The 23,331-nt window shown below is 45.3% G+C and carries 20 protein-coding genes; 19 read left to right on the top strand and 1 reads right to left on the bottom strand.

The features are described from left to right. The first annotated feature begins 73 nt into the window (after positions 1 to 73). The 14 genes from R3E32_05635 (at position 74) to R3E32_05570 (ending at position 15,739) form a co-directional block, all read left to right on the top strand. Complete coding sequence (locus R3E32_05635) at positions 74 to 334, top strand: SprB repeat-containing protein (protein ID MEZ4884203.1); 261 nt, start codon at positions 74 to 76, stop codon at positions 332 to 334. Further along, on the top strand, positions 273 to 782 hold the full coding sequence (locus R3E32_05630) for a hypothetical protein (protein ID MEZ4884202.1): 510 nt from the start codon (positions 273 to 275) through the stop codon (positions 780 to 782). Before R3E32_05635 ends, R3E32_05630 begins: the two co-directional genes overlap by 62 nt. Before the next feature lie 127 nt (positions 783 to 909). After that, positions 910 to 1,161, top strand: a complete 252-nt coding sequence (locus tag R3E32_05625; GenBank protein ID MEZ4884201.1) for a SprB repeat-containing protein — start codon at positions 910 to 912, stop codon at positions 1,159 to 1,161. A 5-nt stretch (positions 1,162 to 1,166) separates the two neighbouring features. After that, entirely contained in the window at positions 1,167 to 1,385 is a 219-nt protein-coding gene (locus R3E32_05620; GenBank protein MEZ4884200.1) for a SprB repeat-containing protein, read from the top strand. Further along, complete coding sequence (locus R3E32_05615) at positions 1,355 to 1,609, top strand: SprB repeat-containing protein (protein MEZ4884199.1); 255 nt, start codon at positions 1,355 to 1,357, stop codon at positions 1,607 to 1,609. The genes R3E32_05620 and R3E32_05615 overlap by 31 nt, the downstream gene beginning before the upstream one ends. After that, positions 1,579 to 1,836 carry a SprB repeat-containing protein gene (locus R3E32_05610; protein ID MEZ4884198.1) on the top strand — a complete coding sequence of 86 codons (258 nt, stop codon included), beginning with the start codon at positions 1,579 to 1,581 and terminating at the stop codon, positions 1,834 to 1,836. Before R3E32_05615 ends, R3E32_05610 begins: the two co-directional genes overlap by 31 nt. Next, complete coding sequence (locus tag R3E32_05605) at positions 1,799 to 2,203, top strand: SprB repeat-containing protein (protein ID MEZ4884197.1); 405 nt, start codon at positions 1,799 to 1,801, stop codon at positions 2,201 to 2,203. Before R3E32_05610 ends, R3E32_05605 begins: the two co-directional genes overlap by 38 nt. A 109-nt stretch (positions 2,204 to 2,312) precedes the next feature. After that, positions 2,313 to 2,519, top strand: a complete 207-nt coding sequence (locus R3E32_05600) for a hypothetical protein (protein ID MEZ4884196.1) — start codon at positions 2,313 to 2,315, stop codon at positions 2,517 to 2,519. Between the two features lie 48 nt (positions 2,520 to 2,567). After that, positions 2,568 to 2,816 carry a SprB repeat-containing protein gene (locus tag R3E32_05595; GenBank protein MEZ4884195.1) on the top strand — a complete coding sequence of 83 codons (249 nt, stop codon included), beginning with the start codon at positions 2,568 to 2,570 and terminating at the stop codon, positions 2,814 to 2,816. A 5-nt stretch (positions 2,817 to 2,821) separates the two neighbouring features. Then, on the top strand, positions 2,822 to 3,028 hold the full coding sequence (locus R3E32_05590; GenBank protein ID MEZ4884194.1) for a SprB repeat-containing protein: 207 nt from the start codon (positions 2,822 to 2,824) through the stop codon (positions 3,026 to 3,028). Next, positions 3,010 to 3,180 (top strand): hypothetical protein, encoded by a 171-nt coding sequence (locus R3E32_05585; protein MEZ4884193.1) that lies wholly within the window; start codon positions 3,010 to 3,012, stop codon positions 3,178 to 3,180. Before R3E32_05590 ends, R3E32_05585 begins: the two co-directional genes overlap by 19 nt. Continuing rightward, positions 3,167 to 3,331 (top strand): hypothetical protein, encoded by a 165-nt coding sequence (locus tag R3E32_05580; GenBank protein ID MEZ4884192.1) that lies wholly within the window; start codon positions 3,167 to 3,169, stop codon positions 3,329 to 3,331. The genes R3E32_05585 and R3E32_05580 overlap by 14 nt, the downstream gene beginning before the upstream one ends. Positions 3,332 to 3,635: 304 nt before the next feature. After that, on the top strand, positions 3,636 to 5,861 hold the full coding sequence (locus tag R3E32_05575; protein MEZ4884191.1) for a hypothetical protein: 2,226 nt from the start codon (positions 3,636 to 3,638) through the stop codon (positions 5,859 to 5,861). Positions 5,862 to 5,878: 17 nt separating this feature from the next. After that, on the top strand, positions 5,879 to 15,739 hold the full coding sequence (locus tag R3E32_05570) for an SdrD B-like domain-containing protein (protein MEZ4884190.1): 9,861 nt from the start codon (positions 5,879 to 5,881) through the stop codon (positions 15,737 to 15,739). 233 nt (positions 15,740 to 15,972) lie between these two features. Here the strand turns inward: R3E32_05570 and R3E32_05565 are convergent, their stop codons facing one another. After that, a complete protein-coding gene (locus tag R3E32_05565) occupies positions 15,973 to 16,269 on the bottom strand; it encodes a LytTR family transcriptional regulator DNA-binding domain-containing protein (GenBank protein MEZ4884189.1) in 297 nt (98 codons plus the stop codon). 289 nt (positions 16,270 to 16,558) lie between these two features. Here R3E32_05565 and R3E32_05560 point away from each other — a divergent pair, with 289 nt between their 5' ends. The 5 genes from R3E32_05560 to R3E32_05540 all read left to right on the top strand — a co-directional run bounded on the left by R3E32_05560 (position 16,559) and on the right by R3E32_05540 (position 23,324). After that, on the top strand, positions 16,559 to 16,954 hold the full coding sequence (locus tag R3E32_05560; GenBank protein ID MEZ4884188.1) for a hypothetical protein: 396 nt from the start codon (positions 16,559 to 16,561) through the stop codon (positions 16,952 to 16,954). Between the two features lie 255 nt (positions 16,955 to 17,209). Then, entirely contained in the window at positions 17,210 to 17,755 is a 546-nt protein-coding gene (locus R3E32_05555; protein MEZ4884187.1) for an RNA polymerase sigma factor, read from the top strand. A 100-nt stretch (positions 17,756 to 17,855) separates the two neighbouring features. Then, the gene (locus tag R3E32_05550; protein ID MEZ4884186.1) at positions 17,856 to 19,286 is read left to right on the top strand and encodes a DUF6265 family protein; all 1,431 of its coding nucleotides are present in this window, start codon (positions 17,856 to 17,858) and stop codon (positions 19,284 to 19,286) included. 113 nt (positions 19,287 to 19,399) lie between these two features. Continuing rightward, a complete protein-coding gene (locus tag R3E32_05545) occupies positions 19,400 to 20,623 on the top strand; it encodes a VWA domain-containing protein (protein MEZ4884185.1) in 1,224 nt (407 codons plus the stop codon). 409 nt (positions 20,624 to 21,032) lie between these two features. Then, positions 21,033 to 23,324 (top strand): VIT domain-containing protein, encoded by a 2,292-nt coding sequence (locus R3E32_05540; GenBank protein MEZ4884184.1) that lies wholly within the window; start codon positions 21,033 to 21,035, stop codon positions 23,322 to 23,324. Positions 23,325 to 23,331: the final 7 nt, after the last annotated feature.

The following is a 23,331-nucleotide window of genomic DNA, read 5'->3' as shown; positions in this document are numbered from 1 at the left end:
CACCTATGAATGGTCGAACGCAGGCATAGATGCCACTATAACAGGCTTAACCGCAGGCATTTACACCGTCACCGTGACCGATGCCCACAACTGCACCGACACGGCCGAAGCCACCGTAAGCGAACCCGACCAATTGACCATCAATTTAGTAGGAGTCGACATCTTGTGTTTCGGTGAAAACACAGGCGAAATCACCAGCAGCAGCACAGGCGGCGTAGGCGGCAACGAATACCTTTGGTCAAACGGTGTGCACAACCGCTTCAATAAACACCTTGACAGCAGGCACTTACACGGTAACGGTAACAGACGACAACGGTGCAACCGCCACGGATGAAATCACCCTAAGCCAACCAAGCGACATTACATTAAGCACCTCCAACACCCCCGTCAGCATCAACAGCGGCAACGACGGCACAGTAGGAGTCAGCGCAACAGGCGGCACTCCGAACTACACCTATGAATGGTCCGATGCAGGCACCGATGCCACTATAACAGGCTTAACCGCAGGCATTTACACCGTCACCGTGACCGATGCCCACAACTGCACCGACACGGCCGAAGCCACGGTAAGCGAACCCGACCAATTGACCATCAATTTAGTAGGAGTCGACATCTTGTGTTTTGGTGAAAACACAGGCGAAATCACCAGCAGCAGCACAGGCGGTGTAGGCGGCAACGAATACCTTTGGTCAAACGGTCACAACTTCAAACATAAGCGATTTAATTGCAGGCACTTACACGGTAACGGTAACAGACGACAACGGCGCAACCGCCACGGATGAAATCACCCTAAGCGAACCAAGCGACATCGTTCTTAAGCACCTCAAACAGCCCAGTCAGCATCAACGGCGGCAACGACGGCACAGTAGGAGTCAGCGCAACAGGCGGCACTCCGAACTACACCTATGAATGGTCGAACGCAGCGCCACTATAACAGGCTTAACGGCAGGCATTTACACCGTCACCGTGACCGATGCCCACAACTGCACCGACACGGCCGAAGCCACGGTAAGCGAACCCGACCAATTGACCATCAATTTAGTAGGAGTCGACATCTTGTGCTTCGGTGAAAACACAGGCGAAATCACCAGCAGCAGCACAGGCGGTGTAGGCGGCAACGAATACCTTTGGTCAAACGGTGCTGCACAACCGCTTCAATAAACACCTTGACAGCAGGCACTTACACGGTAACGGTAACAGACGACAACGGCGCAACCGCCACGGATGAAATCACCCTAAGCGAACCAAGCGACATCGTTCTTACTACTTCAAACAGCCCCGTCAGCATCAACGGCGGCAACGACGGCACAGTAGGAGTCAGCGCAACAGGCGGCACCCCAAACTACACCTATGAATGGTCGAACGCAGGACCGATGCCACTATAACAGGCTTAACCGCAGGCATTTACACCGTCACCGTGACCGATGCCCACAACTGCACCGACACGGCCGAAGCCACGGTAAGCGAACCCGACCAATTGACCATCAATTTAGTAGGAGTCGACATCTTGTGCTTTGGTGAAAACACAGGCGAAATCACCAGCAGCAGCACAGGCGGTGTAGGCGGCAACGAATACCTTTGGTCAAACGGTGCACAACTTCAAACATAAGCGATTTAATTGCAGGCACTTACACGGTAACGGTAACAGACGACAACGGCGCAACCGCCACGGATGAAATCACCCTAAGCGAACCAAGCGACATCGTTCTTACTACTTCAAACAGCCCAGTCAGCATCAACGGCGGCAACGACGGCACAGTAGGAGTCAGCGCAACAGGCGGCACTCCAAACTACACCTATGAATGGTCGAACGCAGACGCATCGATGCCACTATAACAGGCTTAACCGCAGGCATTTACACCGTCACCGTGACCGATGCCCACAACTGCACCGACACGAAGCCACGGTAAGCGAACCCGACCAATTGACCATCAATTTAGTAGGAGTCGACATCTTGTGTTTCGGTGAAAACACAGGCGAAATCACCAGCAGCAGCACAGGCGGTGTAGGCGGCAACGAATACCTTTGGTCAAACATAGGTGCCACTATAACAGGCTTAACAACCGCTTCAATAAACAACTTAAACAACGGTAAACGATTGAAATCACCTAAGCGAACCAAGCACATCGGCACTTCAAACAGCCCAGTAAGCATCAACGGTAACGGCACAGTAACAACAGGCGGCACGAAACTACACCTATGAATGCGCAACCGCCACGGAACCGCAGGCATTTAAATGACACCAACTGCAAGCGAACCAAGCGAACCCGACCAATTGACCATTTTAGTAGGAGTCGACATCTTGTGCTTCGGTGAAAACACAGGCGAAATCACCAGCAGCAGCACAGGCGGCGTATCAACGGCAAACGGTCTGCAACAACTTCAAACATAAGCGATTTACGCACTTACGGCAACGACGTAAAGACGACAACGGCGCAACCGCCACGGATGAAATCACCCTAACCGAACCAAGCGACATCGTTCTTACTACTTCAAACAGCCCAGTCAGCATCAACTAACGACGGCACATAGGTCAGCGCAACGCGGCACTCAAACTACACCTATGAATGGTCGAACGCAGGCCCACTATAACAGGCTTAACCGCAGGCATTTACACCGTCACCGTGACCGATGCCCACAACTGCACCGACACGGCCGAAGCCACGGTAAGCGAACCCGACCAATTGACCATCAATTTAGTAGGAGTCGACATCTTGTGCTTCGGTGAAAACACAGGCGAAATCACCAGCAGCAGCACAGGCGGTGTAGGCGGCAACGAATACCTTTGGTCAAACGGTGCACAACCGCTTCAATAAACACCTTGACAGCAGGCACTTACACGGTAACGGTAACAGACGACAACGGCGCAACCGCCACGGATGAAATCACCCTAAGCCAACCAAGCGACATTACATTAAGCACCTCCAACACCCCCGTCAGCATCAACGGCGGCAACGACGGCACAGTAGGAGTCAGCGCAACAGGCGGCACTCCAAACTACACCTATGAATGGTCGAACGCGGCATAAGCACAGGTGCCACTATAACAGGCTTAACCGCAGGCATTTACACCGTCACCGTGACCGATGCCCACAACTGCACCGACACGGCCGAAGCCACCGTAAGCGAACCCGACCAATTGACCATCAATTTAGTAAGTCGACATCTTGTGTTTCGGTGAAAACACAGGCGAAATCACCAGCAGCAGCACAGGCGGCGTAGGCGGCAACGAATACCTTTGGTCAAACGGTGCAACAACCGCTTCAATAAACACCTTGACAGCAGGCACTGGTAACGGTAACAGACGACAACGGCGCAACCGCCACGGATGAAATCACCCTAATACAGGAACTTAATCAACAGCAACGACGGCAAACTGTGAGTCATCTTGTGCTTTGGTGAAAACACAGGCGAAATCACCAGCAGGAGTCAGCGCAACAGGCGGCACTCACGGTAACGGTAACAGACGACAACGGCGCAACCGCCACGGATGAAATCACCCTAAGCGAACCAAGCGACATCGTTCTTACTACTTCAAACAGCCCCGTCAGCATCAACGGCGGCAACGACGGCACAGTACAATGGTCGAACGCTGCCACTATAACAGGCTTAACCGCAGGCATTTACACCGTCACCGTGACCGATGCCCACAACTGCACCGACACGGCCGAAGCCACGGTAAGCGAACCCGACCAATTGACCATCAATTTAGTAGGAGTCGACATCTTGTGTTTTGGTGAAAACACAGGCGAAATCACCAGCAGCAGCACAGGCGGTGTAGGCGGCAACGAATACCTTTGGTCAAACATCAACGGCGGCAACGACGGCACAGTAGGAGTCAGCGCAACAGGCGGCACTCCAAACTACACCGATGCCCACAACTGCACCGACACGGCCGAAGCCACCGTAAGCGAACCCGACCAATTGCAAATAGGAGCAAGTGTTGTAGATGTATTGTGTTTTGGTGATAATACAGGAACTGTAACTACTTTGGTAAGTGGTGGTGTTATTCCTTACACTTATAATTGGTCTAACGGTATCATTAATAAGAGCATTTCAAATGTTGCGGCAGGTACTTATACTGTTACAGTTACAGATAAGAATGGTGCAAGCAGCACGGCACAGGCAACAATAAACGAGCCTACGGATTTGGTTTTAACTACTTCTGGAACGGATGTAACCATTAATGGAATCAGTGATGGTACAGCAAGTGCGAATGTGGGTGGTGGAACACCTCTCTATACCTATTTGTGGTCAAATGGTAGTACCACTGCAACTATTGACAATTTATCAGTAGGTGCTTATACTGTGACTGTTACCGATGGAAACAATTGTCAAGAAATAGATGCAGTTGCCATTGGTGAACCTGATGCAGTAGTAGTTGCTTTAATAGATGTAGATGTTTTGTGTTATGGAGAGAATACTGGTAGCGCATCAACTACTGTTAGTGGTGGTGTTGGTAGCTATGCTTATGTTTGGTCAAATGGAAGCAGTAGCAGCAGTATTTCAAGTGTTAGTGCAGGTATTTACACTGTAACTGTTAGCGATGATAATGGGGCAACGGCTACAGCGAGTACAGAAATTACCGAGCCAAGCGAATTGACCGCAAGCGTAGAAGATGCAGCATTGGCTTGTTTTGGTGATGACAATGGCGAATTGACAGTGGTAGCAAATGGCGGCACAACGGATTACAGCTATGTATGGTCAAATGGCGATGCAACGGCAGCAATTACAGGCTTAACCGCAGGCACTTACACAGTGACTGTAACAGATGCAAACAATTGCAGCACAACTGCAACGGCAACCGTAAGCGAGCCAAGCGAATTGACCGCAAGCGTAGAAGATGCAGCATTGGCTTGTTTCGGAGATGACAATGGCGAATTGACTGCAACAGCACAAGGCGGCACAACGGATTACAGCTATGTTTGGTCAAACGGTGATGCGACAGCAGCAATTACAGGCTTAACCGCAGGCACTTACACAGTGACTGTAACAGATGCAAACAATTGCAGCACAACTGCAACGGCAACCGTAACAGAGCCAAGCGAATTGACCGCAAGCGTAGAAGATGCAGAATTGGCTTGTTTTGGTGATGACAATGGCGAATTGACTGCAACAGCACAAGGTGGCACAACGGATTACAGCTATGTATGGTCAAATGGCGATGCAACAGCAGCAATTACAGGCTTAACCGCAGGCACTTACACAGTGACTGTAACAGATGCCAACAATTGCAGCACAACTGCAACGGCAACCGTAAGCGAGCCAAGCGAATTGACCGCAAGCGTAGAAGATGCTGAATTGGCTTGTTTTGGTGATGACAATGGCGAATTGACTGCAACAGCACAAGGTGGCACAACCGATTACAGCTATGTTTGGTCAAATGGCGATGCAACGGCAGCAATTACAGGCTTAACGGCAGGCACTTACACAGTGACTGTAACAGATGCAAACAATTGCAGCACAACTGCAACGGCAACCGTAAGCGAGCCAAGCGAATTGACCGCAAGCGCAGAAGATGCAGAATTGGCTTGTTTTGGTGATGACAATGGCGAATTGACTGCAACAGCACAAGGTGGCACAACGGATTACAGCTATGTATGGTCAAATGGCGATGCAACAGCAGCAATTACAGGCTTAACCGCAGGCACTTACACAGTGACTGTAACAGATGCAAACAATTGCAGCACAACTGCAACGGCAACCGTAAGCGAGCCAAGCGAATTGACCGCAAGCGTAGAAGATGCTGAATTGGCTTGTTTTGGTGATGACAATGGCGGACTGCAACAGCACAAGGCGGCACAACCGATTACAGCTATGTTTGGTCAAATGGCGATGCAACAGCAGCAATTACAGGCTTAACCGCAGGCACTTACACAGTGACTGTAACAGATGCCAACAATTGCAGCACAACTGCAACGGCAACAGTAACCGAGCCAAGCGAATTGACCGCAAGCGTAGAAGATACAGCATTGGCTTGTTTTGGTGATGACAATGGCGAATTGACAGTGGTAGCAAATGGCGGCACAACCGATTACAGCTATGCTTGGTCAAACGGTGATGCGACAGCAGCAATTACAGGCTTAACCGCAGGCACTTACACAGTGACTGTAACAGATGCAAACAATTGCAGCACAACTGCAACGGCAACCGTAAGCGAGCCAAGCGAATTGACCGCAAGTGTTTCCGACCACGATTTAGCCTGTTTCGGAGATGACAATGGCGAATTGACTGCAACAGCACAAGGTGGCACAACGGATTACAGCTATGTTTGGTCAAATGGCGATGCAACAGCAGCAATTACAGGCTTAACCGCAGGCACTTACACAGTGACTGTAACGGATGCAAACAATTGCAGCACAACTGCAACGGCAATCGTAACAGAGCCAAGCGAATTGACTGCAAGCGCAGAAGATGCTGAGTTGGCTTGTTTTGGAGATGACAATGGTGAATTGACAGTCGTAGCAAATGGCGGAACAACCGATTACAGCTATGTATGGTCAAACGGCGATGCAACGGCAGCGATTACAGGCTTAACCGCAGGCACTTACACGGTGACTGTAACAGATGCAAACAATTGCAGCACAACTGCAACGGCAACCGTAAGCGAGCCAAGCGAATTGACCGCAAGTGTTTCCGACCACGATTTAGCCTGTTTCGGCGATGACAATGGCGAACTTTCTGCAATTGCAAATGGCGGCACAACCGATTACAGCTATGCTTGGTCAAACGGCGATGCGACAGCAGCAATTACAGGCTTAACCGCAGGTACTTACACAGTGACTGTAACGGATGCAAACAATTGCAGCACAACTGCAACGGCAATCGTAACAGAGCCAAGCGAATTGACTGCAAGCGCAGAAGATGCTGAGTTGGCTTGTTTTGGAGATGACAATGGTGAATTGACAGTCGTAGCAAATGGCGGAACAACCGATTACAGCTATGTATGGTCAAACGGCGATGCAACGGCAGCGATTACAGGCTTAACCGCAGGCACTTACACGGTGACTGTAACAGATGCAAACAATTGCAGCACAACTGCAACGGCAATCGTAACAGAGCCAAGCGAATTGACCGCAAGTGTTTCCGACCACGATTTAGCCTGTTTCGGCGATGACAATGGCGAACTTTCTGCAATTGCAAATGGCGGCACAACCGATTACAGCTATGCTTGGTCAAACGGCGATGCGACAGCAGCAATTACAGGCTTAACCGCAGGTACTTACACAGTGACTGTAACGGATGCAAACAATTGCAGCACAACTGCAACGGCAATCGTAACAGAGCCAAGCGAATTGACTGCAAGCGCAGAAGATGCTGAGTTGGCTTGTTTTGGAGATGACAATGGTGAATTGACAGTCGTAGCAAATGGCGGAACAACCGATTACAGCTATGTATGGTCAAACGGCGATGCAACGGCAGCGATTACAGGCTTAACCGCAGGCACTTACACGGTGACTGTAACAGATGCAAACAATTGCAGCACAACTGCAACAGCAACAGTAACCGAGCCAAGCGAATTGACCGCAAGCGTAGAAGATACGGCATTGGCTTGTTTTGGTGATGACAATGGCGAATTGACAGTGGTAGCAAATGGCGGCACAACGGATTACAGCTATGTTTGGTCAAATGGCGATGCAACGGCAGCAATTACAGGCTTAACCGCAGGCACTTACACAGTGACTGTAACAGATGCCAACAATTGCAGCACAACTGCAACGGCAACCGTAAGCGAGCCAAGCGAATTGACCGCAAGCGTAGAAGATGCAGCATTGGCTTGTTTTGGTGATGACAATGGCGAATTGACTGCAACAGCACAAGGTGGCACAACGGATTACAGCTATGCTTGGTCAAACGGTGATGCGACAGCAGCAATTACAGGCTTAACCGCAGGCACTTACACAGTGACTGTAACAGATGCAAACAATTGCAGCACAACTGCAACAGCAACCGTAACCGAGCCAGAAGGTATTGAAATGAGTATTGCAGCAACACATTTGGATTGTAGCAATGACGATGATGGAACGGCAGAGGTGACTGCAACGGGAGGTACAGGTTCATTGACTTATGTTTGGTCGAATGGAGAAACAGGTGCGGCAATTGACGGATTGATTTTGGGCAACTACACAGTGACCGTAACAGACGAAAACAATTGTTCTGCAACAGAGCAAGTAGCAATTACCTCCGCTTCTGACTGTTCTTCTTTGGGGGATTTTGTATGGCTGGACGTAAATGGCAATGGAGTGCAAGACGATGTTGCGATTGAAGAAGGGATTGAAGGAGTGAAAGTAGTCTTGTATGAAGCAAACGGCACATTTGTAGCGGAAACAACGACTGATGAAAACGGTTTCTACTTATTTGACGACCTTCAATCAGGCACTTATTATGTTGTATTTACTGCTCCTGATGGGTTGATTGCTACATCTGCAAATCAAGGCGATGACACAAAAGACAGCGATGCAAAGACAACAACTGGGCAAACTGATGACATCGTATTGGGTGTTGGAGAATTCAATGAAACCATCGATGCAGGGTATTATGAGCCTGTAAACTTGGGTGATTTTGTGTGGTTGGATTTGAACAGCGATGGTGATTTTGATGAAGGCGAAACACCTCTTGCTGGTATTCCTGTGAAGTTGTTTGATGCAGATGGAAATATCGTGAGTTCAACGACGACTGATGAAAATGGCATTTACGGATTTGACAACTTGCCTCCAGGCACTTACACTGTGAGCGTACCGAACTTTGGTCCTGATGGTGAAGAATTGACTACGGACAACCACCAAACAACAACTTTGCTTTCAGGCGAAGAAGATTTGACTTTAGACTTTGGATATGGTGCGATTGTGAACAGCTTGGGAGATTTCGTTTGGCTGGATGAAAACGGCAATGGTTCGCAAGGCGGTAATGAAGAAGGTATTGAAGGGGTGACGGTAACGCTTTATAATGCCAATACGGATGAAGAATTGGCAATTACAACCACAGATGAAGACGGTTATTACTTGTTCACAGGCTTGTTGGATGGCAACTACTATGTAGTGTTTGGCGATGTAGCAAATATGGTGAGAACCGACAGAGATGCAGGCGGAAATGACGGCAACGACAGTGATGCCGATGAAAACGGCAAGTCTCATACAGTGAAATTAAGTGGTGGGGAAGAAAATCTAAGTATAGATGCAGGTTATTTACCGTTGGCACGTTTGGGAGATTTCGTATGGCTGGATTTGGACAAAGACGGCAATCAAGATGAAGGTGAGCCTGGCATAGAAGGCGTGACGGTTACTTTGTTGGATGAAAACGGTGATGAAATTGCTACAACGACAACAGATGAAAACGGCTTGTATAGCTTTGAAGGTTTGATGCCTGGTACTTACACTGTATTTGTAGCGGCAAATGGACCAAATGGAGAAACGCCAACAACTGGCACTTCTCAAACGACTACCCTTACAGCAGGTCAACAAGATTTGACACTCGACTTTGGTTATGCGCCATTGTTGAACAGCTTGGGAGATTTCGTTTGGTTGGATGAAAACAAAAATGGCACACAAGGTGGCAATGAGGAAGGTATTGAAGGAGTCACTGTAACGCTCTACAATGCAGACACAGACGAAGAATTGGCGACTACTTCAACGGATGAAAATGGTTTTTACTTGTTCACTGAATTACCTGATGGCAACTACTATGTAGTGTTTGAAGGAATTGACAGTATGGAAAGAACAGAAGCAGACAAAGGTGGAAACGATGCGAAAGACAGTGATGCAGACGAAAATGGACAATCACACACCGTTACCTTAGAAGGTGGCGACAACGATTTGACCATTGACGCAGGATACTATTTCGTTACAAACTTAGGTGATTTCGTATGGTTGGATGTCGATAGAGATGGTATTCAAGACGAAGGTGAGCAAGGCATTGAAGGAGTTACTGTAACACTTTACAATGCAACAAACAATCAAGCACTTGATGCAACGACTACCGACGAAAACGGTTTCTACTTGTTTGAAGACTTAGACGCAGGTGAGTATTACATCGTGTTTGGGGAAGTACAAGGATATTTATTAAGCCCTGCAAATGAAGGCGGTAACGATGCAAAAGACAGCGATGCCGATGAAAATGGACAGTCACAAACCGTTACTTTGGCGTTGGGCAACAGCGATTTGACGATTGATGCTGGTTTCTTCCCTGCTTGTACATTAGTATTAGTATCAGAAGTAAGCGATTGTTTCTACAATGAAAATACAGGTAGCAGTAAAGCAACGGTAACTGTGACTGTTAATTGGACAAATGCTGTATTTGGCGACAATGTAGTGGTAAACGTTGGAAGTAATAGCCAAACATGGTCAACAGGAGATGGAAGCGGTAGCATTGACTTTGAATTCTTAGTTCCTGCAAACGGCAACTTCGGCAATATCACCGCTTCAATTGGCGAATTCTGCTCAGAAGACAGTTTCTTTGAAGCTCCTGCACCTTGCGAAGTGGTGAACAGTTTAGGAGATTTCGTATGGTTGGATGAAAATGGTAATGGAATTCAAGACGTTGGTGAAGAAGGCATTGAAGGTGTACAAGTAACCTTGTTCAATGCGGACACCAACGGATCAATTACTTCATCAACTACGGACGAAAGCGGTTTCTACTTGTTCGACAACCTACCTGACGGCAACTATTTTGTGGTCTTTGGTGATGTAGAAGACTTCAATAGAACAACTGCAAACGAAGGCGATAATGATGCAACAGACAGCGATGCAGGCACGAATGGACAAACAGCAAGCGTTACCTTAGAAGGTGGCGAAAGCGATTTGACCTTCGATGCGGGCTATTATGCACCTGTTACGATTGGCAACTATGTATGGTTGGATTTGAATGGTGACGGAGTACAAGATGATGAAGAAAACGGCTTGGGTGGAATCACCGTAACACTTTTGGATGCTGATGGAAATGTAGTTGCAACAACTACGACCAACGGTAATGGAATCTATACCTTCAACAACTTGCCTCCAGGCACTTACACGGTTAGCGTTCCTGCAATCGGCAACAATGGCGAAACGCCAAGCACGCCTACAACCATTACCCACACATTGACTTCTGGCGAAACCAACTTGACTTATGACTTTGGTTACACACCATTGTTGAACGGTTTGGGAGACTTTGTATGGCTAGATGACAATGGCAATGGCTTGCAAGATGCGGGTGAAAGAGGCATTGAAGGTGTAACAGTAACGCTTTACAATGCAGATACCGACGAACAATTGGCAACAACTTCAACAGACGAAGACGGAGCTTATTCCTTCAATGGTTTGTTGGACGGCAGCTATTATGTAGTCTTTGGCGATGCAAACGGATTGGATAGAACTTCTGCAAACGAAGGTGATAATGAAGCAGCAGATAGCGATGCCAACCAAAACGGACAATCTCACACCGTTGATTTGGCAGCAGGAGACTTCAATAGAGATGTAGATGCGGGTTATTACGCACCTGTTACCATTGGAGATTACGTATGGTTGGATGAAAACGGAAATGGACAACAAGGTGGCAATGAAGTTGGATTGGGAGGCGTAACGCTGACCTTGTTCAACGAAGATGGCGCAGTAGTCGCTACCACAACTTCCGACGAAAATGGTTTCTACTCATTCACTAACTTGGCACCAGGTACTTACACCGTTAGCGTGTCCATCTTAGGCCCTAATGGCGAAACCATCACGACTGCCAGCAGTATGACAACTACCTTGTTGTCTGGTGAAAGTGATTTGGACTTAGACTTTGGTTATCAAACAATAGCCGAGCCATTGGGTGCAATAGGAGATTTCGTTTGGATTGACCAAAACGGCAATGGCGTTCAGGATGCAGGTGATACAGGCATTGCAGGCGTAGAAGTTGAATTGTTCAATGCAGACACAGGAGCTTCAATGGGAACAACTACTACTGGAACGCTTGGAGATTACTTATTCACAGGCTTAGCAGCAGGCAACTACTACGTACAGTTTGATTTGCCAACGGGCTACCAAACTTCTCCACAATTTGCAACAGCCGACTTTAGAGCAGACAGCAATGCAGATGAAAACGGCACAAGCGATACGATTGCATTGGGTGAAGGCGAGCAGAATTTCACCATTGACGCAGGTATTTATTTACCCGTACAGTTGGGAGATTTTGTTTGGAATGATATGAATGGCGATGGTGTTCAAGATGCTGGTGAGCAAGGCATTGAAGGAGTTACGGTAGTATTGTTGGGCGAAAACGGCAATGTCTTGGCTACAATTGATACAGACGAAAACGGGTTCTACTTGTTTGACAATTTGGCACCAGGGACTTACAGCACATTGGTTCCACCATTGTTACCAACAGGTGAGGAGCCAACGACCTTTATTCAGATGACTACTACATTGGAGTCAGGAGAATCAGACCTTGATTTGGACTTCGGATATTGGATTCCACCAGTGAATGGCTTAGGAGATTATGTTTGGTTGGATGAAAATGCCAATGGTATTCAAGACGAAGGTGAGCCAGGCTTGCAGGACATTATCGTGAATATTTACGATGCCAACACAGGTGAGTTGGTAAACAGCACCTTGACCGACGAAAATGGCTTCTATTGGTTTGGTGGATTGGCGAACGGCAGCTACTACATCGTGATAGACAAAATATCAGGTACACTACAAGTGACCGAGCAGAATGAAGGTGGTGATGAAACCAATGACAGCGATATCGACAATACCTTGACTTCAGACGTTGTTACCTTAGAAGGAGGCATTGACTATCCTGATTTGGATGCAGGTTTGTTTGAACTTGCAGGATTAGGTGGAACAGTTTGGTTGGATTTGAACGGAGATGGTGTAATGGATTTGAATGAAGTAGGTATTGAGGGCGTTCCTGTGACACTTTTGGATGCAGACGGCAATATCTTCGCAACAACTACTACTGACCCTGATGGAAATTACACTTTCAGTGGATTGGTTCCTGGCGAATACACGGTGATGGTTCCTGAATTTGGACCAAATGGCGAAACCCTTACGACTCCAATGGAATTGACCACTGTTTTGTTCTCTGGTGATTATGTAGGCAATCTTGATTTTGGTTACGAACCAGTTGATGGAGTGAGCAGTTTGGGCGGTTTGACATGGTTGGATTTGGACGGTGATGGTGTGAAAGATGCTAACGAAGACATCTTGGGAGGCATTGAAGTAACACTGTTGGACGGCAACGGAAATGTTATTGCTTCAACGATTACCAATCCTGATGGAACATACATTTTTGTAGGCTTGAATTCTGGCAATTACAGCGTTCAAGCAGAAACAACAGGACCAAATGGCGAAACCATTACGACCCCAATCGTTCTTGTGACGGAATTAGGCTACAACGAACACATTGACGGCTTGGATTTTGGTTATCAGCCTTCTGATGGATTGGGTGCAATTGGAGATTTGGTTTGGTATGATACCGATGGTGATGGCGTGAAAGATCCATCAGAAGTAGGGATTGCAGGTGTAACTGTCACTTTGACCTTGCCCGATGGTACAAGCATCACAACGACGACCAATGTAACAGGATATTACTTGTTTGACGAGTTACCAGCAGGGAATTATGTGGTGACAGTAGGTGCAGGGCCATTAGGCACAACGATTACGACTGTCAATAGCTTCAATGTGAACTTAGGTGAAGGCGACCAATACTTGATAGCTGACTTTGGGTTCATGCCAGAAGAAGAACTGTTGGGTGCAATTGGAGATTTGGTATGGTTTGATATTGACGGAGATGGCGATTTGGATTCGTTTGAGATTGGAATTGGAGGCGTGACCGTTACCATTTATGATGCTGGTGGACATCCGATTCGCACTGTGATTACCAACTTGGATGGTTACTATTTGTTTGAAGATTTACCAGAAGGTGAATACACTGTGATAGTGGACGAAACGACTGCACCTGTTGGCTTGATTCCTTCAACACCGATTACTGTCACTTACAATTTGGCATCGGGTGAAATCTATTTGGATGCCGACTTTGGATTTACAATAGACGGTGGTGGTTCACCAGCCGAATACTGTACAGGACAATTGACAACCATTGAATTGTGTGTAAATTTGGAGGCAGGTGAAATTCTGTTGCCAGATGCCACACATACACTCTTCGATTGCAGCATCCAATCTTCTTCCAGCAATTGTGTGGAATACACGCCACTACCGGGTTTTGAAGGAAACGAAATTGTGACGCTTACGATTTGCAACGAAAACGATTTGACCGATTGCCACCAAGAAGTATTCTTGATTGCAGTAGGTTGTTTGCCGCCAAATGCTGTAAACGATGTCGCTTCCATTGCGCCTACTTCAACAATGTTTAATGGCAGCGTTACCAACACTACTTCTGGCTACGATGGCATCAGCGTCAATGTGTGGGCAAACGACTACGATATGTGTTACGATGGTTGGACAACAGCCATCACCAGCAATCCTGCAAATGGTACAGCAACGATTAGCACCAACGGTATCATTGATTATGTACCCAATGAAGGTTTTGAAGGTGTGGATCAATTGACCTATCAAATTTGCAACGAATGTGGTTCTTGTAATACAGCAGTTGTGACCATTGATGTAACCTTGCCCGATAATCCTTGCGAAACGGAAGATTTCAATATCTGTGTGAAACCGATTACACCTATCGAAATTTGTCCTGACTTCTGTTTGGACGGCGAATACGAAATTACTTCTGCCAAAACGACCTACAATTGTAGCATTTCAGTAGCCGATCAATGTATCACCTACACAGCCTTGCCACTCTTTGCAGGGAACGATGTCGTAGAAATCATTGCTTGCACCTTGGACGGAACGGTTTGCGATACGAGCTATGTTTACATCACTGTATCCAACGATTGTAGCGATGTGAACAATCCTCCGATTGCGGTAGATGACAGTGCGGTATCGCCACTTGGCAATACGATTGCCATTGCAGTCATGGACAATGATTCTGACCCTGATGGCGATACCTTCACCATTACTGCCTTTACCGAACCATCTTCGGGTGTTGTGGTATTGAACGGTAACTTGTTTGAATACACGCCGCTTCCTGGTTATGTGGGTGAAGATTCGTTTACCTACCAAATCTGTGATTCCCATGGTGCGTGTGATGAGGCTACGGTAACGATTGAAGTGACAGGTAAATCCTGCAAAGACACCTTGTACTTGTGTGCTGAACCATTGCAACCTTTGGTCATTTGTCCTGAATTTTGCGGACTTCCTAATAGCGATAATATAACGATTACCTCTGCAAATACGACTTACAGTTGTAGCTTACAAATGTTGGACGATGGATGTATTCAATACACAGCCTTGCCGCTTTTTGCAGGACAAGAAATTATTACCATCGTTGGCTGCAATGCTTTCGGTCAATGTGATACTTCTTATGCAGTGATTCAGGTGACAGGCTGCAATGACGATGGCCCTGGTAAATCGATTTCTACACCATTCTCTACTACTGAAAATGTTGAGGAAACGCTTACCGAACTGACCATCAACAGCATCTTGCCTGTTCCTGCCAAAGATTTTGTGACCATCAACTTCACGATGATTCCTGGTGATGCAACGATTGAAGTGTATGGAATGACGGGACAACGCATGAGTGTGAATGAACTTTCTTCTGCGAATATGCAGAACATGATTCGCTTGGATGTGATGGATTATCCTGTGGGTGTGTATGTTGTGAAGATTCAGGCGGGAGATGAAGTGATTAGTAGCAAGTTTATCAAACGATAGACGGTGGACGCTTGACGGAGAGATTTTTATAGATTTCATCAATAAAAAAAACGGCTTTTTCTACTGTGAGGGTAGAGGAAGCCGTTTTTTTGTTCAACCATTGACAATATTAGAAATTGTTGTCAAGGTTTCGCCTTTCACTTGAAATATTGCTGCAAATTTTGTTATGTCGTAAAACCTTGACAATACCTAAAAAGTTGGACAACGGGTTATGAATGCCATAATTAACTTTCTTATAACTTCTCAATGTGCTTCAAAAAAGCAGTATGTTGTCGGTGTGCAATCGGCACTTGCCATTGCCATTTGGGATGCAGATATACCATGCGCTCTCGGCTGTCAATAGTGTTAATGTGGAGCAGATTGAGGATATAGTGTTGGTGGGTGCGGACAAAGGAAGTGGGGAATTTTTCTTCAATGACTTGAAAATGGTGGGGAATAAGACGGTCTTTGTAGTAGAAAAAATCGGCAGAATCAGCAGTTGAAATAGGAGAGGAGTAGGCTGGGAGTTGCGCTGTAATTTTGTGGTTCATTGCCAAACGTTTGGCTTTTTCTTCTCGTTTCACCAACTTCATGCACTCTTTCTGGAATGCGCCAATCTCTTTGGTCAGTGAAATTGTCCGAGTTCTTGGTAGGTCATGGATTTGGTTTATGTGAAAATGGGAATTGTCGGGGCGAATTTACGGAGAATTGGAGGAATAAATGTCGCTGTGTTTTTTCAAAGTTCTGATTTATTCGGAATGTTCCCAACGATGCTGCTGAATGGAATAATGAAAGATTTGGTTAGAAAAAAATATTATTTTAATTCATTAGTCTATGATTATGAATAATTTGCAAAGTATTTGGGCGATGGAAATACCTGCAAAGGAAGGCAAACAAATAGAAGAAGAATATAGAAAAGAACTGATTGGAAATGGATTTAGAATAGCTGAACAGGACGAAATATACAACAAAGAATATGTCGCTTGTAGTTTTGCATGGCTGTCAGTTTTGCTGTCCTACATCAAAGGTGTCATTGAAGATGATAAAAAATGGGGAAGAAGTAGATTCAGACAAAGAATCATCAATGGTTTGGAGAGGTTTATTGAAATCTCAGCAGAAAAGAAAAAATTTGACAATTTGTTGGAATTGAGTAAAATAGTGTTGGGAAAATTATTGAAACTTTGGGGCATTGAAGAAAGCAGCATTTCAGTCTATCCTGGGCTGGTTAAAAAATAAAATTCAAGATTTTTTCACTTCAATGTGAAATGTATAAAGCATTCATAGCTAAATTATTAAAATGGAAAATGACGAAAATTTTAACCCTTTCATCATCCTTACAAATACAAAACCCTAAGTTTTTTTCAAAAAATCTACTTTCCAGACACCAAAACCACCCCTTTACATCATCTATAGAAATAGAACGGCAAGTCAAGAAGAATGCAACAATAAAGCCATTCGACAGTCAAATAATAAACCATTTAGCAAAATCCCTTGACCGAAACACAACTCATAGCAGCCTGTAAAAAAGGCAACCGAAAAGCACAGCGTATTTTGTACGAACGCTATGCCGCCAAAATGTTTGGGGTGTGTCGAAGGTATGTCCACAATGAAGCAGATGTAGAAGATACTTTATTAAACGCTTTTTACAAGGTATTTGCCAACATCCACACATTTGAAGACAAAGGAAGTTTTGAAGGTTGGATTCGGCGAATAGTGGTGAACGAGGCCCTGATGTTTTTGCGAAAAAAAAAGCGGGTCAGTACCCTCTACGTCGAATTGAGTGACACCGAAATAGAAGCACCAACGGCAGCAAAAGCGCAGGACGATCTGCAAGAAGCAGACATATTGAAGTTGTTGGACGAACTACCTGACGGTTATCGCACCATTTTTAACCTCTACGCTATTGAAGGTTACAAACACCGTGAAATAGCCGATATGTTGGGAATCAGTATCAATACTTCCAAATCACAACTCATCAAAGCTCGAAAAATGTTGCAGGATTTATTGGCTGCAAACAGTGGGTATCGGGTGGCGTGATAAAAAATGGTTGAATTGTTATATGGCTGAATTGCTAAGTAGAGAAAAACAATGAAACCATACAACAATATAACAATACAGCAATGTAACAATACGAAAGATGAACCTCAAAGATATAGACAAATTATTCAACGAACATCAGCATCAATTCGACAAGATGCCCTCCAACAAATTGTGGGAGCGTCTCGAAGAAAAGCTGGATGCCACACCTTCAATGTGGGAAGAAAAACCCCGACCAAAGAAGGTGCATTGGCTGCGCTATGTCGCTGCTGCTGCGGTGATTCTGGTGATGATGGTTCCTGCCATATACTTTACCAATGCCCCTCAAGGAGATTTGGCAATGGAACAACCTGCTAACTACAACGAATCACCTGCTGAAAACAACCCTTCTGTTAGGTCGGCAGATATGGAAAGTATGAAAATGAAGAGCGATACTGCAATGAGTATAAGCAAAGAAAATAACTCTCCCAATACTGAAATTGCAGCGAACGAAGAACGTAAAGAAGAAGAGACTCTAATTGCTGCAAAAAGTAGAGACAACAATAAAGACAAGCCAAAATTTACTTCAAAAAACAACACAACCATTGCCTCGAATTCCAATCAAACAATCGATAAGCCAACAATTGTTACGGCTGCTCCAAAACCTTCCATTTCAACTACAAATAGAAGTTTGAAAGCGATTAGCCCGAATACAAGTGAATCTTCCATGACTGAGGATGCAGATATAGCAATAGAAGAGGAAGTAATGGAAATGGAAGCAGACGATGCTGGACAAGTTTTGGACGAGGTGAATATAAACGCTTACAGTGCTGCAAAACCTGTTTCAAAAGCCGCAAAACCTACAGTAAAAGCCACCTTCAATATCACCGACACCAATGAAGCCTATGCCTACTCCCGCTACAATGCCGACTTCAATCGAAGCAGCCTCAGCAATATGATGCCTTATGATGGATATGGAGACGAAAGACGATCACAAAGCACCTTAGAAATGGAGTCTGCCAAAAAAATAGAATCTACAAAAGCAGGCAGTTCAAAGAAAAGTAAAGAAAATTCTAACAACAATATTATGCTCAAAAGATCAGCTTCAAAAACAGATATGGATGGTGCATCTTCTGCAAAGTCATTGGGTTTTTTGTCTTCCTTAGAAGGAAACTGGTCCTTCTATTTGAACGGTATGTTTTTTGAAGAAAACTGGAAAATGACACCCAACGGTACTCTCTTAGGAACTGCAAAAACCTTGCAGAATGGCGCAATCCTTTTTGCAGAAGACCTCAGCATACATTCACTACAAGGAGATAAAATGACTTACACGATTAACCATCCCAACAATTCGCAATCCCTTACCTACCAACTACGCACCTCCGAAACGAGTACAGACAATGAAAACTACTTCATCTTTGACAACCTTCAAAACGATTTTCCTCGCACCATCACCTATCGCTTGATGAATATAGATATGCTGAAAATTACCTTTGAAGGACAAAAAGACGGGAAGCCAATATTCAAAGAATTGATATTGAATAGACTTTAGCAAATCCAAATCTGAAAGCTCCAATGGAGCGACATATTGTAACATAGGATGAAACCCTATGATAAACTAAATCTCATAATTCAGGGCGATAGCCCTATGAAAACCTCAAAATCATGAAAAAATTACTTTTGCTCTCAGCCCTCGTACTCATTGCAGTAGTCAGCATGACCAACATCAACATCCAAATTGACTTCAATGGCAATGAATACAAATCACCCAAAATGAATGACCGAACTCCTTTACATGAGTTTGTCGCCAAACCAATAGTCCTCAAAAACAATGGTGAAAGCAATATACAAGTTGCCTTGCTTTTGGACACCAGCAACAGCATGGACGGACTCATAGACCAAGCCAAATCTCAATTGTGGAAAATGGTTAACGAGCTCGCCCTCGCTAAAGACCAAGAAGGCAACGTTCCCAACCTTCAAATTGCGCTGTATGAATACGGAAACGACCAACTTTCGAGTAAGGAAGGCTACATTCGTCAAGTTGCGCCCATGACCACCGACCTCGATTTGATTTCCGAAAAACTCTTTGCCCTCACCACCAATGGAGGAGAAGAATACTGTGGTCATGTCATCCAAACCGCCACTAAAAACCTAGAATGGAGCGACAGCAACAACGACCTCAAGATCATCTTCATTGCAGGAAACGAACCTTTCACACAAGGCAATGTCGACTACAAAAAATCCTGCAAAACGGCCATCGAAAACGGCATCATCATCAACACCATTTTCTGCGGTGACTACGAAGAAGGTATTCGCACCCAATGGAAAGACGGAGCAGATTTGGCAGATGGTAAATACCTCAACATCAACCAAAACGAAGCTGTCGTACACATCGAAACACCTTACGACAAAGAAATTGGTGAACTCAACAACAAACTCAACGACACTTACATCGGATACGGCAGCAAAGGAAAAGCCAAAAAAGAACGCCAAATGATTCAAGATAGCAATGCAAGTTCTTATGGTACTTCCAATGTTGCCCAACGAGCTATGTCCAAATCCTCTGCCGCCTACAAAAACTCCGATTGGGATTTGATTGATGCAGTTGAAGAATCAGCCGTTGAAGTAGAAAAATTGGAAGAAGAGGCACTGCCCGAAGAAATGAAGGATATGGACACAGACGAGCGCAAAGCCTACATCGAATCCAAAGCCAATGAACGCAAGGAAGTGCAAGCACAAATTCAAGAACTCTCCAAAAAACGCCGAGATTACGAAGCCACCGAACGTGCAAAAATGGCTACGGAAGGTAGCAGCACTTTGGACGATGCCATGATTGGTACGATTCGAGAACAGGCTAAGTCTAAGGCTTATAAGTTTAAAGAGCAGTAAAGGATAAGAGACTTCGGAAGTTTGCCATTTAGAAAGGTCTTGTATTTTTTTTAATAGCCAATCTATCATAAAATAAATCTTCCGAAGTCTTTTCCACACAATCTGTTAATCTCGATTCTTGGGCTACGAATCGTTATAATTAATCTTACAAAGCTACTTCGTTAGCAGTACAATATTTGTAGAAATTATCTAAGAACAAAATCACCAACTCTGTATGGAGTTGAACACAAACAATATGGCTTGAACTCCATACGAAGTTCTGAGCCTATACCTTCTTCATTTTTCTACAAATATTCAAGTCCTATGAACTTCTCAACGCAACTTCAAAATATCGCCAATCTCTACATATCAAAGCTCCAACGGAGCGACATACTCTAACATTGGGCAGCAGCCCTATGAACCAACAAACATGAAAAAATTAACTTCAATAATAATCCTACTTCTATTTTCCTTTCCCTTCAATAGCTACGCAGGCGGCTTGATGATAGCCACCCATAAAACCGATGGATGGACCATACCGAGAGATTTTCCTCCAATGCCACCCATTGAGCCACGTCGTCCACCCATGCCCGTCAATCCATTCCCATTGGAGGTCAAATCCGAAAAAGTGGAAATCAACATTGAAGGACAGGCAGCTAAGACGAGTATTGACCAAACGTTTTACAATCCCGACAACCGACAATTGGAAGGTTACTTTTTGTTTCCCATTCCCAAAGACGCAACATTGAACAACTTTTCGATGTACATCAACGGCAAAGAAACGGCTGCCGAACTATTGGATGCCGACAAAGCCCGCAAAATTTACGAAGACATTGTGCGTCAATTGAGAGACCCCGCACTGTTGGAATACAGTCAACAAGGACTGTTCAAAGTGCGGATTTTTCCGATAGAACCTCGAAGCGAAACCCGCATCAAAATCGCCTATTCGCAATTGCTCGATCAAGATGATGGAACGGTAGAATATGTCTATCCTTTGAACACCGAAAAATACTCCGCCAAACCGCTGCAAAACCTCAGTTTGGTGGTGAACATGGAAGCGGACAACGACCTGAAAACCATCTATTCACCCACCCACGAAGTAGAAATCATCCGCAAAGGAGCGAAACAAGCCAAAATTGGTTTTGAAGCATCAGAGGTGAAGCCCAATGTCGACTTCAAACTCTACTTCAATACCGACAATCAAGCCATTGGTGCATCGGTTTTGTCCTTCAAACCCAACAAAAAAGACGGTTTTTTCTTGCTGACCTTCCATCCTGGCATTGCAGAACAGGAGCAGGAAATTGCCGAAAAAGACATCACTTTTGTCCTAGACGTATCGGGCAGTATGTCGGGTGAAAAACTGGAGAAAGCCAAAGAATCGCTGCTGTTTTGCGTCAATAATTTGAACAAAGGAGATCACTTCAATATCGTGCGTTTTTCGACTGAGGCGAGGAGTTTGTTTGACGATTTGCAGGAAGCGAATAAGGACAATGTATTGGAAGCGAGAACGTTTATTGAAGGTTTGAAAGCAGTTGGAGGCACGAATATTGACGAGGCTCTCGAAAAAGCCTTGTCCGCCAAATCCCGAGAAGACCGCCCCTACATGGTGGTGTTCATTACGGACGGAAAACCTACAATTGGCGTGACGGAAGAAGACGAATTAGTAAAAAAATTGACCGCCTACAACAGTGAAAATACACGCATTTTTACCTTTGGAATTGGCGAGGACATCAATACGCATTTGCTCGACAAAATCACTGAACACACCAAAGCTTTTCGCAGCTATATCCTTCCAGACGAAGACATTGAAGTGAAGATTTCTAACTTTTACACCAAAGTCAGTTCGCCCGTTTTGACGGATTTGAAGCTGGGGTTTAGCCGCAATGTGAACGTTTTTCAGACCTATCCCAAAGACCTACCCGATTTGTTCAAAGGTTCGTCTGTCACCGTTTTGGGGCGATACGACAACAAGGGCAGCGACAATGTGAGTGTGATGCTTTCGGGCAAAGTGAATGGTCAAAGCAAGTCTTTCAAATATGATGCAAGTCTGCCCAACGATACATACGAAAAACACGATTTCATTCCACCGCTTTGGGCTTCAAGGGCAGTTGGTTATCTACTCGACCAAATCCGACTGCATGGCAACGACAAAGAATTGGTGGAGGAAGTGGTTACTTTGGCGAAAGAATACGGGATTGTAACTCCCTATACGAGTTATTTGATTTTGGAGGATGAGGAAATGCGGCGTGGAACTACTGGGCGTGCAAGTCCTCGCCCTATTGAACAACCCGATTTTTGGGAACGCAACAGCAACATGGACAGTGCAGAGGAAGAATATGGTGCGATGAAACGCAAGGAGGGCGCAAACAGTGTTCGCAGCAGTCAAGAGATTCAATCGCTCAACAAGGCTTCTAATATTGGTCAAACAAAACAGGGACAAAGCCGAATGTATAAAGGGACTTCAAAAGACGATAACGAAGACATCGCCAATCAATACCGCAATATTCAAGGTCGTGCGGTCTATCAAAATCAGGGCAATTCTTGGATCGATGCGGAAGTCCTTTCGCCCAAAAACCAAAATGCCAAACGCCAACGCATTGCTTTTGCTTCGGAGGAATACTTTGATTTGTTGAAGAAAACGCCTAAGGTTTCGGAGTTTTTGAGCTTGGGGAATAATGTGGTGTTTTATTGGGAAGGGGTTGTGTATGAGGTTTTTGAATGAGGTATTT

It is taken from the genome of Chitinophagales bacterium (assembly GCA_041392475.1).
In the GTDB taxonomy this organism is placed as follows: Bacteria; Bacteroidota; Bacteroidia; order Chitinophagales; family UBA2359; genus JAUHXA01.
The sequence above is the reverse complement of the archived record's forward strand: the minus strand, read 5'-3'. Positions and strand labels throughout refer to the sequence as shown.

Coding starts and splice junctions, on each gene's coding strand:
- R3E32_05545 (MEZ4884185.1), top strand. CDS start 19,400: ATGAAAAAATTACTTTTGCTCTCAGCCCTCGTACTCATTGCAGTAGTC.
- R3E32_05540 (MEZ4884184.1), top strand. CDS start 21,033: ATGAAAAAATTAACTTCAATAATAATCCTACTTCTATTTTCCTTTCCC.
- R3E32_05560 (MEZ4884188.1), top strand. CDS start 16,559: ATGAATAATTTGCAAAGTATTTGGGCGATGGAAATACCTGCAAAGGAA.
- R3E32_05565 (MEZ4884189.1), bottom strand. CDS start 16,269: ATGAACCACAAAATTACAGCGCAACTCCCAGCCTACTCCTCTCCTATT.
- R3E32_05605 (MEZ4884197.1), top strand. CDS start 1,799: ATGAATGGTCGAACGCAGACGCATCGATGCCACTATAACAGGCTTAAC.
- R3E32_05625 (MEZ4884201.1), top strand. CDS start 910: ATGGTCGAACGCAGCGCCACTATAACAGGCTTAACGGCAGGCATTTAC.
- R3E32_05585 (MEZ4884193.1), top strand. CDS start 3,010: ATGGTCGAACGCGGCATAAGCACAGGTGCCACTATAACAGGCTTAACC.
- R3E32_05615 (MEZ4884199.1), top strand. CDS start 1,355: ATGGTCGAACGCAGGACCGATGCCACTATAACAGGCTTAACCGCAGGC.
- R3E32_05595 (MEZ4884195.1), top strand. CDS start 2,568: ATGGTCGAACGCAGGCCCACTATAACAGGCTTAACCGCAGGCATTTAC.
- R3E32_05550 (MEZ4884186.1), top strand. CDS start 17,856: ATGAACCTCAAAGATATAGACAAATTATTCAACGAACATCAGCATCAA.